At 66.9% G+C, this 12590-nt stretch carries 13 protein-coding genes; 12 read left to right on the top strand and 1 reads right to left on the bottom strand.

The window, feature by feature from the left end; translation table 11 throughout:
• Positions 1 to 25: 25 nt before the first annotated feature.
• The 5 genes from ACWEWT_RS23720 to ACWEWT_RS23700 all read left to right on the top strand — a co-directional run bounded on the left by ACWEWT_RS23720 (position 26) and on the right by ACWEWT_RS23700 (position 5644).
• Complete coding sequence (locus ACWEWT_RS23720; RefSeq protein WP_452562048.1) at positions 26 to 1243, top strand: NADP-dependent isocitrate dehydrogenase; 1218 nt, start codon at positions 26 to 28, stop codon at positions 1241 to 1243.
• A gap of 194 nt (positions 1244 to 1437) precedes the next feature.
• The gene (locus ACWEWT_RS23715; RefSeq protein ID WP_452562046.1) at positions 1438 to 2685 is read left to right on the top strand and encodes an acyl-CoA dehydrogenase family protein; all 1248 of its coding nucleotides are present in this window, start codon (positions 1438 to 1440) and stop codon (positions 2683 to 2685) included.
• Between the two features lie 397 nt (positions 2686 to 3082).
• The gene (locus tag ACWEWT_RS23710) at positions 3083 to 3595 is read left to right on the top strand and encodes a PH domain-containing protein (RefSeq protein WP_452562044.1); all 513 of its coding nucleotides are present in this window, start codon (positions 3083 to 3085) and stop codon (positions 3593 to 3595) included.
• Between the two features lie 59 nt (positions 3596 to 3654).
• Positions 3655 to 4332, top strand: a complete 678-nt coding sequence (locus ACWEWT_RS23705) for a response regulator transcription factor (protein WP_397111202.1) — start codon at positions 3655 to 3657, stop codon at positions 4330 to 4332.
• A 1-nt stretch (position 4333) separates the two neighbouring features.
• Complete coding sequence (locus tag ACWEWT_RS23700) at positions 4334 to 5644, top strand: sensor histidine kinase (protein ID WP_452562042.1); 1311 nt, start codon at positions 4334 to 4336, stop codon at positions 5642 to 5644.
• A gap of 10 nt (positions 5645 to 5654) precedes the next feature.
• Here the strand turns inward: ACWEWT_RS23700 and ACWEWT_RS23695 are convergent, their stop codons facing one another.
• Positions 5655 to 6206, bottom strand: a complete 552-nt coding sequence (locus ACWEWT_RS23695) for a GtrA family protein (RefSeq protein WP_452562040.1) — start codon at positions 6204 to 6206, stop codon at positions 5655 to 5657.
• Between the two features lie 87 nt (positions 6207 to 6293).
• Between ACWEWT_RS23695 and ACWEWT_RS23690 the strand changes: the two genes are divergently transcribed.
• From ACWEWT_RS23690 to ACWEWT_RS23660, 7 genes are all read left to right on the top strand, one after another.
• Positions 6294 to 7466, top strand: a complete 1173-nt coding sequence (locus ACWEWT_RS23690; protein ID WP_452562140.1) for a 5-(carboxyamino)imidazole ribonucleotide synthase — start codon at positions 6294 to 6296, stop codon at positions 7464 to 7466.
• A complete protein-coding gene (gene purE, locus ACWEWT_RS23685) occupies positions 7459 to 7986 on the top strand; it encodes a 5-(carboxyamino)imidazole ribonucleotide mutase (protein WP_452562039.1) in 528 nt (175 codons plus the stop codon). Before ACWEWT_RS23690 ends, purE begins: the two co-directional genes overlap by 8 nt.
• Positions 7987 to 8061: 75 nt before the next feature.
• Entirely contained in the window at positions 8062 to 9342 is a 1281-nt protein-coding gene (locus ACWEWT_RS23680; protein WP_452562037.1) for a hypothetical protein, read from the top strand.
• A gap of 33 nt (positions 9343 to 9375) precedes the next feature.
• A complete protein-coding gene (locus tag ACWEWT_RS23675; protein ID WP_452562035.1) occupies positions 9376 to 10083 on the top strand; it encodes a TetR family transcriptional regulator in 708 nt (235 codons plus the stop codon).
• A 114-nt stretch (positions 10084 to 10197) separates the two neighbouring features.
• On the top strand, positions 10198 to 11358 hold the full coding sequence (locus tag ACWEWT_RS23670; RefSeq protein ID WP_452562034.1) for an acyl-CoA dehydrogenase: 1161 nt from the start codon (positions 10198 to 10200) through the stop codon (positions 11356 to 11358).
• 141 nt (positions 11359 to 11499) lie between these two features.
• Positions 11500 to 11814 carry a hypothetical protein gene (locus ACWEWT_RS23665; protein WP_452562032.1) on the top strand — a complete coding sequence of 105 codons (315 nt, stop codon included), beginning with the start codon at positions 11500 to 11502 and terminating at the stop codon, positions 11812 to 11814.
• Positions 11815 to 12100: 286 nt separating this feature from the next.
• The gene (locus ACWEWT_RS23660; RefSeq protein WP_452562030.1) at positions 12101 to 12403 is read left to right on the top strand and encodes a hypothetical protein; all 303 of its coding nucleotides are present in this window, start codon (positions 12101 to 12103) and stop codon (positions 12401 to 12403) included.
• Positions 12404 to 12590: the final 187 nt, after the last annotated feature.

The following is a 12590-nucleotide window of genomic DNA, read 5'->3' as shown; positions in this document are numbered from 1 at the left end:
CAGTCTTAGGAGGACACGAAGATCCATGTCCAAGATCAAGGTTGAAGGTACCGTCGTAGAACTCGACGGCGACGAGATGACTCGGATCATCTGGCAGTTCATCAAGGACAAGCTGATCCACCCGTACCTCGACGTGAACCTCGAGTATTACGACCTCGGCATCGAGTACCGCGACAAGACCGACGACCAGGTCACCGTGGACGCCGCCAACGCCATCAAACAGCACGGTGTCGGCGTGAAATGCGCGACGATCACCCCCGACGAGGCCCGCGTCGAGGAATTCGGCCTCAAGAAGATGTGGCGCTCGCCCAACGGCACCATCCGCAATATTCTCGGCGGCACCATCTTCCGCGCGCCGATCATCATCTCCAATGTCCCGCGCCTGGTACCCGGCTGGACCAAACCGATCATCATCGGCCGTCACGCCTTCGGTGACCAGTACCGCGCCACCGATTTCAAGGTCTTCCAGTCCGGCACCGTCACCCTCACCTTCACCCCCGAGGACGGCAGCGAGCCCATCGTGCACGAGGTCGTGCAGATGCCGGAAGACGGCGGCGTCGTCATGGGTATGTACAACTTCAAGAAATCCATCGAGGATTTCGCGCGCGCCTCGTTCAACTACGGGCTGCAGCAGAACTACCCGGTCTACATGTCGACCAAGAACACCATCCTCAAGGCCTACGACGGCATGTTCAAGGACACCTTCGAGGAAGTGTTCGAGGCCGAGTTCAAGAGCCAGTTCGAGGCGGCCGGTCTCACCTACGAGCACCGGCTGATCGACGATATGGTCGCCTCCTCCATGAAGTGGGAGGGCGGCTACGTCTGGGCCTGCAAGAACTACGACGGCGATGTGCAGTCCGATACGGTCGCGCAGGGCTTCGGCTCGCTCGGCCTGATGACCTCCGTACTGCTCACCCCGGACGGGCAGACCTGTGAGGCCGAGGCCGCGCACGGCACGGTCACCCGGCACTACCGGCAGCATCAGCAGGGTAAGCCGACGTCGACCAACCCGATCGCGTCGATCTTCGCCTGGACCCGTGGCCTGGAGCACCGGGGCAAACTGGACAACACCCCCGAGGTCATCGGTTTCGCGCAGACTCTCGAGGACGTGGTCATCAAGACCGTCGAGGGTGGGCAGATGACCAAGGATCTCGCCGCGCTGGTCGGCGGGGATCAGGGCTACCTCACCACGGAGGAGTTCCTGGCGGCGCTGGACGCCAACCTGGCCCGCGCGCTGCGGTAGGACACCCGGCCTGTATCGATGCCCCCGCCCGTGATGGGTGGGGGCATCGGCATATCCGGCGGGGTGGGCCGAGATTTCGCGGTTTCGGTGCCGTGGTCGCCGAGAACTGGCAGGCTGTCAACAAGGCGGACGCGACCGATGCGTCCGCCCGGTGGTTTACACCGTAATGCTGCTGGTGATACCGGAGGACGACGATGTTCGAATGGTCCGATACCGACCTGATGGTCCGCGACGCGGTGCGGACGTTCATCGATAAGGAAGTGCGGCCCAATCTGGACGCGCTGGACAGCGGCGAGATGCTGCCCTATCCGATCCTGCGCAAGCTGTACGCGGATTTCGGTATCGGTGCCATGGCCGAGGAGGCCCTCGACAAGCAGCTGGCCGCCCAGCAGGCGGCCGCGGACGGAGCGGAGCAGCCGACCGCGGCGGACAAGGACCGGTCCGGTGGTGGTTTCGATCAGCAGACGATGATGGCCGTGCTGACCAGCGAACTCTCCGGCGCCTGTATGGGTCTGTGCAGTTCGCTCGGAGTGAGTACCGGGCTCGGCGGTGCCACCATCCTGTCCCGGGGCACGCTGGCCCAGCGGAAGCGGTGGGTGCCCGATATTGTCAGCCTCCGCAAGATCGCCTGCTGGGCGATCACCGAACCCGATTCCGGTTCGGACGCGTTCGGTGGGATGAAAACCTCTGTGCGGCGCGACGGCGACGACTACATCCTCAACGGTCAGAAGACCTTCATCACCAACGGGCCCTTCGCCGACACCCTGGTCGTCTACGCGAAACTCGACGAGGGCGACGGCACCCCGTCCCGCGATCGCAAGGTGCTCACCTTTGTGCTCGACGCGGGAATGGAGGGCCTCACCCAGGGCAAACCCTTCAAGAAGATGGGGCTGCACGCTTCGCCCACCGGGGAACTGTTCTTCGACAACGTCCGTCTCGGCCGCGATCGGCTGCTCGGCGAAACCGAGGAACACCGCGGCGGTGACGGCCGCGAGAGCGCCAAATCCAGTTTCGTGGCCGAACGGGTCGGTATCGGGTTCATGGCGCTGGGGGTGATCAACGAATGTCTGCGATTGTGCACCGATTACGCCCGCAACCGGAAACTGTGGGGCCAGGAGATCGGCCGCTTCCAGCTGATCCAGCTCAAGCTGGCGAAGATGGAGGTCGCCCGGATCAATGTGCAGAACATGGTCTTCAACATCATCGAACGCGGGAAAGCCGGTAAACCGCTGAGCCTTTCGGAGGCCTCGGCGGTGAAGCTGTACTCCTCTGAGGTCGCGACCGAGGTGGCGATGGAGGCGGTGCAGCTGTTCGGCGGAAACGGCTACATGTCCGAATACCGGGTGGAGCAGCTGGCCCGCGACGCGAAATCACTGATGATCTACGCGGGCAGCAACGAGATCCAGGTGACCCACGTGGCGAAGGGCCTCCTCGGAAGCTGAGCGCGGACGAAGTCGCCGATCGGTCAGCGAGCCGCCGCCGGCCCTTCGGCGGCCACCGTTGCGGCGCCGAGTTCGGCGAGGCCCACAACGGGGCGAGGCCCGTCCCGCCGTTCAGGCCTCGAAAGCGCATGAGCCGAAGGCTCGAGTCTCGAGGCCTGAACGGCGGGACACCAGGGGGCCTCGAGACTCGCGCTTCGCGCATGCGCTTCGAGGCCTGAACGGCGGGACGGGCCTCAACCCTTTGTGGTGTCTCGTAAGACTCGACTCGGGGGGTTGCGGGGGGCATTGACGGCCCGGTCGGCATGCGGGTTTTTTGTTCAGGTGGCCGGTGGGGGGTTCTGTTTGTGGTGCGGCCTGGATCGGGCATTTCGGGTGGGTTCGGGAGTAGTGTGCGGCCATGGGTTATCCGGAGGATGCGCTGGCGCCCGACGAAGAGTTGATCCTGCACACCCACCCGCATTGGAAGATGCTGTTCTGGCCCATCGCCACCTTGATCGTGGTGACGGCGGTGGCCGGGTTCCTGGGCGGGCTGGTGTGGCGCACTGTCGACGAGTCGTGGCGGTCGATCGCGTTGCTGGCGGTTCTGGTCGTCTGGCTGCTGATCCTGGCGTGGCGCAGTATCGCGCCGATCGTGTCCTGGAAATCGACTCATTTCATCGTGACCGATCGCCGGGTGCTGGTCCGTGAGGGTGTGCTGACCCACACCGGTATCGATATCCCGATGAGCCGTATCTCGAGCGTTCAGTTCCGGCACGGGCTGGTCGATCGCATGTTCGGGACCGGGGAGCTGATCATCGGCTCTTCGTCGGAAGAACCTCTCGAATACAGCGATATCCCGGATGTGGAGCAGGTCCACGCGCTGCTCTACCACCAGGTCTTCGAGGCCGCGCCCCGGTACGGCGGCTTCTGATCCCGGCACCGGTGGGCGTGAGCCGGTGGGTCCCGCCCGGCGGACCGTAATCTTGTCGCATGACCGCCGTATTGCTGGGCGAAGATGACGAGGCCATCGCGGCGCCGCTGTCCCGGGCGCTGGGCCGCGAAGGGTATTCGGTGACCGTGGAGAGCTTCGGTCCCGCGGTGCTGGACCGCGCGCTGGAAGGACACCATGATCTGCTGATCCTCGATCTCGGACTGCCGGGAATGGACGGGCTGGAGGTCTGCCGGCAGGTGCGGGCCCGGGGCGCCGAGATGGCGGTGCTGATGCTCACCGCCCGGACCGACGAGGTGGATTTCGTGGTCGGGCTGGATGCCGGCGCGGACGACTACGTCGGTAAACCGTTCCGGCTGGCCGAACTACTGGCCCGGGTTCGTGCGCTGCTGCGGCGCAGCGGGATCGGCGACGACACGGTGGAGGTCGGCGGGATCCGGCTGGAACCGGCGGCGCGGCGGGTGCTGGTCAACGGAGTGGAAGTCGGGTTGGCGAACAAGGAGTACGAGCTGCTCAAGGTACTGATCGATCGAGCCGGTCAGGTGGTCGCCCGGGAGACGATCCTGCGTGAAGTGTGGGGGGACGCGGAACTGCGCGGGTCCAAGACCCTGGATATGCATATGTCGTGGTTACGTCGCAAGATCGGTGACGAGGGACCGATGGCCGAGCGCCGGATCGTCACCGTGCGCGGTGTCGGTTTCCGGTTGAACACCGACTGACGTGCGCCGCCGGATCCTGCGGTCGATGCTGACCGTGCTGATGCTGACCACGGTCGTGCTCGGTGTGCCGCTCACCTATACCGCGTGGCTGTGGGTGGAGGACATCACCCGCAACGATCTGCGCAGCCGGCTGGAGCTGATCTCCGCGGAGGTCATCGGCCAGGAACACGGGAGCGGGGTGATCAGCGGCGGGCTGGACCTGCACACCGTGCAGCCGCTGGTGCCCGAGGGCGGCCGGCTCACCGTCGTGTATCCGGCGCCGGAGGATACGGCGGTGAAGGTCGAGGTCGGGTCGCAGTCCGTACACGACCCGCTGGTGGAGTCGCTGTCGATGGGTACCGATGTGTCGTTGCGGCTGGAGGTGCCCGCGACGCCGATGGAGGCCCGGCAGCGGCAGGCGGTGGCCGGGGTGGCCCTGGCTGTCGCGATCTCGCTGGCGGCGGCGATCACGGTCGCCATCGTCACCGCGCGCCGGGTCGCCGACCCGATCCGGGATGTGGCCGCGCGGGCGGCCCGGCTCGCGATGGGTGATTTCCGTCCGGATCCGCGCCGCCACGGGATAGCCGAACTGGACCGGGTCTCCGATGTGCTCGATTCGGCGACCGTGGAGATCGCCGGTCGCCTGCAACGGGAGCATGCGCTGGTGGCCGATGTCTCGCACCAGTTGCGCAGCCGTCTGACCGCGGTCCGGCTCCGGCTGGACGAACTGTCCGCGCATACCGATCCGGCGGTGGTGCACGAGGCCGAGGAAGCCATGGCCCAGGTGGACCGGCTCACCGAGGCGATCGACGATCTGGTGCGGGCCTCGCGGGACGAGGACGCCACCGACCGCGATCCGGTACCGGTGATGGACGAACTCCGCGGCATCGTCGCCGAGTGGACCCACCCGTTCCGGGAGGCCGGGCGCACCCTGCGCCTGACCGGTGACGAATCACTGCGCGCCCCGATCTCCGGTTCCCGGTTGCGGGAGGCGGTGACGGTGCTCGTCGACAACGCGTTGATGCACGGCGGCGGGACCTGCACGGTCTCGGTGCGCACCGTGCGCCCGGGGCAGGACCGGGAACCGCTGGTGTGTGTCCAGGTCGCCGACGAAGGCGAGGGGGTCAGCGACGATCTCGCGCCGCATATCTTCGACCGCGGCTTCTCGGGTGCCGGATCCACGGGTGTGGGGCTCGCGCTGGCACGCGCCCTGATCGAGGCGGACGGCGGCCGGCTGGAACTACAACGCCGCCGTCCCGCGCTGTTCGCGGTGTTCCTCGGAAAACCGCTGTCCGCGCGGGTGGAGAACCGGGTGGTGGGAGAACCGCGGTAGCCCGGTCGGATCAGCTGCCGAGGCGGCGCCGGTCGTGTTCCTCTTCGACGTATTCCTCGAGCTTCTCCAGCATCTGGTCCACCTCGTCGGGGAAGACCCAGCGCCGCATCGCCCAGTACCGGAACGCCATCTGCAGCAGGTTGCCGATGATGTAGGCGCTGATGAAATCGGCGATGTTCTCGACCATGAAGCTGACGGTGGGCTGGTGCAGCTGGAAGGCGTAGCGGGAAAGGTAGAGCGGGAGCATGCTGAGCACCACACCCACCCCGCTGACCGCGAAGAACAGCAGTGCCTCGTGGTGGCGTTCCCGGCCACCGCGGTTCTTGAACGACCATTCGCGGTTGAGGATGTAGGACGCGATGACCGCGATCACTCCGGAGATGATCTTCGCGGTGACCGGCTTCTCCTCGAGTACCGTCCACTTCAGCATGTAGAAGATGCCGCCGTCGATCACGAAGGTGGTCGCTCCGACAATGGCGAACTTGATGAGCTCGCGTTGGCGGAAGGCGATCTCCTGGAGGGGCTGCGGGAGGACGCGAACCACGTCGTCGACGAATGACACAAGTCCGGAGCATACCGCCAGCCGGTGTTCGCGCAGGACGTGACAGTATTTACCGACGTGAACGCACGTAGTTTCGACCCTGCCGCGATGCCGACCGTCGCCATGATCGGTGGCGGCCAGCTGGCGCGGATGACGCATCAGGCGGCCATCGAGCTGGGGCAGCGGCTCCGGGTGCTCGCCGAACGGCCGGACGACCCGGCGGCTCAGGTGAGCCCCGATGTGGTGCTCGGCAGCCATTCCGACCTCGGCGCGTTGCGCCGGGCCGCGACCGGCGCGCACGCCCTCACCTTCGATCACGAGCATGTGCCGACCGAACATCTGGAGGCGCTGGTCGCGGAGGGGGTGAACGTACTCCCGCCCCCGCAGGCACTGCGGTTCGCCCAGGACAAGCTGGCCATGCGTACCGAGTTGTCCGCGCGGGGGCTGCCGGTGCCCGCGTTCACCGTGGTGGAATCGGAGGCCGACGCGGTGCGTTTCGGCGACGAACACGGCTGGCCGATCGTGCTGAAGGCGATCCGCGGTGGTTACGACGGTCGCGGTGTGTGGATGCCCGAGGACGGCGACGCGGCGGCGAAGATCACCGCAGAGCAACTCGCCGCGGGGGTGCAGTTGCTGGCCGAGGTCCGGGTCCCGCTGAAACGCGAATTGTCGGCCATGGTCGCGCGCTCCCCGTACGGTCAGGCCGCGACCTGGCCGGTCGTGGAGACGGTGCAGCGGCGCGGTCAGTGTGCCGTGGTGATCGCTCCGGCGCCCGAGCTGGCCGAGGAGCTGGCCGCCGAAGCCGAGGAGCTGGCGCTGCGGCTGGCCGCGGATCTGGGTGTCGTCGGGGCAATGGCGGTCGAACTGTTCGAGACCACCGACGGCACTCTGTTGATCAACGAGCTGGCCATGCGCCCGCACAATTCCGGGCACTGGGGAATGGACGGCGCCCGCACCGGCCAGTTCGAACAGCACCTGCGTGCGGTCCTGGACTATCCGCTCGGGGACACCCGCCCGCTCGCGCCGGTGACCGTGATGGCGAATATCCTCGGTGCGCCCGAGGCGCCCGCCATGTCGATGGACGAGCGGCTGCACCATCTGTTCGCCCGGATGCCGGACGCCAAGGTGCACCTGTACGGCAAGGGCGAACGCCCGGACCGCAAGATCGGGCATGTGAACGTGCTCGGCGACGATGTCGCGGTGGTGCGGGAACGAGCCGAGCGCGCGGCGCACTGGATGTCGCACGCGATATGGACCGATGGATGGGACCCGCATGAGTGACGTGGTGGAAGGCAGTGTTCCGGGCTCCCCGGCGGTCGGGGTGATCATGGGCAGTGATTCGGACTGGCCGACGATGGAGGCGGCCGCCGAGGCGCTGGCCGAGTTCGGGATCCGGTTCGAGGTGGGTGTGGTGTCCGCGCACCGGACTCCGCAGCGCATGCTCGATTACGCCCGCGGTGCCGCGGACCGGGGGATCCAGGTGCTCATCGCGGGTGCCGGTGGTGCCGCGCACCTGCCCGGTATGGTCGCCTCCGCGACGCCGCTGCCGGTGATCGGTGTACCGGTGCCGCTGAAGTACCTCGACGGTATGGATTCGTTGCTCTCGATCGTCCAGATGCCCGCCGGGGTGCCGGTGGCCACCGTCTCGATCGGTGGCGCCCGGAACGCGGGCCTGCTGGCCGCCCGGATCCTCGGTGCGCACAATCCGGCTCTGCGGCAGCGGATGGCGCAGTTCCAGGCGGGGCTGGAAACTATGGTGCTGGAGAAGGACGCGGCGCTGCGCGCTCGTCTGCTGGGCTGAACACTCTCCCGGGGACGTGATTTCCGCTCGGATCCCGGGATGTGCTCGTCACCCGGCCGGTCTACGATTCGGACGGTGTACAGGGTCGGTGGTCGTGTAGCTCCGGTGGCGGGTTTCCCGTTCGCCGAGGTGACCGCGAACGAACTGTTCTTCAGCGAACGGGATGCGCGCTACCGGCGGCTGCACGAATGGCCGCAGCGCTCCTACCGGCACCGGTCGGGTCTTCGGATGATCTGGAAATACGACGACGTCCGCGAGGTGCTGGCGGCCGGGCGACCGGAGATATCCCGGGACAACTCGCTGGAGCCGCTGGTCGGGTACCCGCGGATCGCCGCGACTCCACGGGCCCTGCCCCCGCTGTTCCGGCATCTGATCCCGTTGCCCGCGAAGGCGACCGCCGATCTGGCCGACGAGTCCCTGCACGAGCGGGTGTGGAACACCATGGCCGGTCCGGCCGGTCATTTCACGATCCGGGCCGCCGACCGGCCGCGGCATATCGCGATGCTGACCGAGCATTTCCATGCGGCGCTCGCCGGGATCGCGCCGTCGGGTCCGGTCCTGGACGTGACCGCGCTGTCGATCGCCTACGCCACCCGGGTGACCGGTTCGGCGGTGGGCCTGCCGCCCGGGGAATGGCCGCGGGTCGCGGTGTGGAGCGGTGCTCAGTCGGGGTTGCTCGGCCGTTCGATGCGCGGGCGGGAACTGGCCGGTGCGGTGGCCGCGCTGGGACAGTTGTTCACGGTGAGCGGCCGCGCCATCGATCACGATCTGCGCAGCGGCACGGTCGGTTTCGCGACCCACCTGCGTGATGCGGGAATCCCGCGCCGGGTGGCGGTTTCGGCGGTGGCGAATTCGCTGGCGGCCGGGGTGCACACCGTGAGCGGCAGCATCCAGCAGGGCGTTCAGCGCCTGCTGCACGATCCGGACCGTGCGTGGTGGCACCTGCTGGCCGAACCGCGGACCGCGAGCGATGTGGCGGCGAAGATACTGCAGCTGGATCCGGGACTGGTGGCCTGGAAGCGGCGTATCACGCGCCCGGTCACGCTCGCCGGTGGGACGGAACTGCCGCCGGGCCCGGTACTGGTCATGTTCGCCGCCGCCAATCGCGATCCGGCGGCTTTTCCGGACGATCCGATCTTGCGCCGGGGCGGAAAACTACCGCTGACGTTCGGGTTCGGCGGGCATATCTGTCCCGGTAAACAATCGGCGACGCTCGCCGTGGAGGTATTTCTCCACCAGCTGTACCTGCTGGCCCCGCATACGCGACCCGTCGAGAACGACCCACCGCGGCCGCGCGGTGCGGACCTGCTGTTCAGTGGAGCCGATCTCCGTATCGCACTCGACGGAAGGCGCTGACGCCACCGGCGCGCCGCTCGCTACGGTTGCGCCATGGACAACGAGGAAACCGCCCGCCGAGTCGGCGGCGCCGAGCTCGTCCGTTTCCGGCTCGGTGTCGTGGACGAGGCCTTGCGTCTGTTCGCGGATCAGGGCTACGAGTCGACCTCGGTGGACGAGATCGCCGAGGCCGCCGGGATATCGCGGCGTACGTTCTTCCGGCAGTTCCGGTCCAAGGAGGACGTGATCTTCGCCGATCACGACGCCCAGCTGGCCGCCGCGCAGGAGTATCTGCAACAGGCGCAGATCGATCCGTGGGACGCGGTCTGCGAGGCCGCGGTCGGAGTTTTCGAGCGGTTCACCCGATGGCGCGATATCGCGGACCGGCGCTACCGCGTGGTGCGCCGGGTCCCGGCACTGCGTGACCGGGAGATCGTCACCGTCTTCCGTTACGAGCGTCTGTTCACCGACTACCTGCGGGAGCGGCTGCCCGATTCCCCCGACCTGTCGCGGGTCCAGTTCGCGGCCGCGGTGACCGCCACCCACAACTATCTGCTGCGCCGGATGATCCGCGGCGAATCGGCGGCGGGTCCGGCCGACCTGCGGAGCGCGCTGAGTGAGATACCGCGGGGTGGACACCGGCCCGGCGGCGGCGAGGAGGATCTGGTGCTCGCCGTGTTCCGCCGGGACCTGCCCGCCCGGCATGTCGCCGAACTGTTGCGGCAGCGGCTGGGTAGTTTGGCAGAGACACCCACCGATTGACACTGAGTGCCAAGATGCGGTGGGTGATCGTGGGATCGCTCGCGGTATACTGGGCCAAGGTCTTGACACTGAGTGCCTGATCGGCACCATCCGTACGCAACAGGAGTGAACCCAATGGCGGGAAACCCGGATTTCGATCTGTTCAAGCTGGCGGATTTCCACGATGAGCTGCGTTCGGCCATCCGCGCCCTGTGCGAGAAGGAAATCGCCCCGCACGCCAAGGACGTCGACGAGCACGCCCGTTTCCCCGAGGAAGCCCTCAGCGCGCTCAACGCCGCCGGCTTCAACGCCGTCCACGTCCCCGAGGTCTACGGCGGCCAGGGCGCCGATTCGGTGGCGACCTGCATCGTCATCGAAGAGGTCGCCCGCGTCTGCGGTTCCTCCTCACTGATCCCGGCCGTGAACAAACTCGGCACCATGGGCATGATCCTCAACGGTTCCGAGGAGCTCAAGCAGAAGGTGCTCGCCGATATCGTGAACGGTGAGATGGCCTCCTACGCGCTGTCCGAGCGCGAAGCCGGGTCCGACGCGGGCAGTATGCGCACCCGTGCCCGCCGGGAGGGCGACGACTGGATCCTCAACGGTTCCAAATGCTGGATCACCAACGGCGGCAAATCCTCCTGGTACACCGTGATGGCCGTGACCGACCCCGACAAGGGCGCCAACGGGATCTCGGCGTTCCTGGTGCACAAGGACGACGAGGGCTTCGTGGTGGGCCCGCTCGAACACAAGCTCGGCATCAAGGGTTCCCCGACCGCCGAACTGTACTTCGAGAACTGCAAGGTCCCCGGCGACCGCATCGTCGGCGAACCCGGCACCGGTTTCAAAACCGCTCTGCAGACCCTCGACCACACCCGCCCCACCATCGGCGCACAGGCCGTCGGCCTGGCCCAGGGTGCCCTCGACGCGGCCCTGGCCTACACCAAGGACCGCAAGCAGTTCGGCAGATCCATCGCCGATTTCCAGAACACCCAGTTCATGCTGGCCGATATGGCGATGAAGATCGAAGCCGCCCGCCTCATGGTCTACACCTCGGCCGCCCGCGCCGAACGCGGCGAACCCAACCTCGGCTTCATCTCCGCGGCCGCGAAATGCTTCGCCTCCGATGTGGCCATGGAGGTCACCACGAACGCGGTGCAGCTGTTCGGCGGGGCGGGCTACACCACCGATTTCCCGGTGGAACGGATGATGCGCGACGCCAAGATCACCCAGATCTACGAGGGCACCAACCAGATCCAGCGGGTCGTCATGTCCCGCGCTCTCCTCAAGGGGTAATTCTCCGGATCGCACTGTGCGATGGGCGGCCCGGGAATCACTCTCGGGCCGCCCATCGGCCCAGGTGCCGGCGGCCGGTCGAAACTTCCCGCCGACGTTCACATCGCGGGCGCGAAAGATCTCATCGGTACCCTCGTGGGTATGGGTGGGGACTTGTTACTGCTGGTCGTCATTATCGGCCCGTTGGTGCTTTTCGGGTGGGCGGCTCTGCGGGCGAAGCACCGAGGCCTCGGGGGATCGTTCGCCGGCCCGTTCCAGGAGATGTTCGATCCCGGTGCGGCGCGCGCACAGATCGTCATCGAGGAGCGGGCGGAGCTCCCGGACCCCGCGGACTCCGGCGATCCGGATGACGACGATGCGCCGAACACGGCGGTTTACCGGGGTGGGCGGTTCTACATCAACCCTGATCGGCCTCGGCGGCGCGGAGGCGGCGGTACCACCGGGCGAGCTCGGTGAGCACCTGCCCGGCCACTCCGAGGACCACCTCCGACCACGACACATCTTGTGCAGCCGGAGGTGTCGGCCGTTCCGCGTTGCATTTTCGTTCCCGATGCGGGCAGCTGTCCACCCGCGAAAGGCAGGCCCTATGGGGCAGGTGGGAAGCCGACCCACCTATGCGCAGACCACCACCCAGCAGGGACAACGGCGGCCAGGTATCAGAGGAGTAGCCGACCGCTCGTACCAGGAGAACCACCGATAGCGTCGGCCCAGGACGAACCGGTTTCATGCAGCGATGCGGCTGATGCGCAAGCATGACCCACAACTGCAAGAGGACGGATTCTCGCTGCTTGTCCCGCTGGCGGCCGACCATATCGCCGAACTGATCGGAGAATTCGAGTGCGAACACGATCACGGCCTCCGCTGCCGGCTTCTCGAACTCATCGGTGAGGCCAGGTCCCTCGCCGCTCTGCCACTTCTCGCGGCTCAACTCCACGGGGACGACGAAGTGTTACGCGACTGGGCGGTCACTGGCCTGCAGAAACTCGATATCCGCGAAGCTCGCGCTCTGCTCTGGAAGGCACGAACCAACGGAACAATTCCATAGCACGACAGGACCACAACTCGGAGATTCCAGGATGGCACTACAGCCAGGCCGTCTCCAGGCCGTGACGGTCTCGGAACGCCGGAGAACTGGGCAGAAATGCAAAGATGTTCTTGCCCAGCTCAGCGTCGTATTCGGTTGTGTTCGCCCAGGAGAATCGAGCGGGGTCGGTCGGTGCGGGTTCATGATC

Source organism: Nocardia sp. NPDC003963, assembly GCF_053605105.1.
This window is presented reverse-complemented; position numbering and strand designations above follow the sequence as displayed.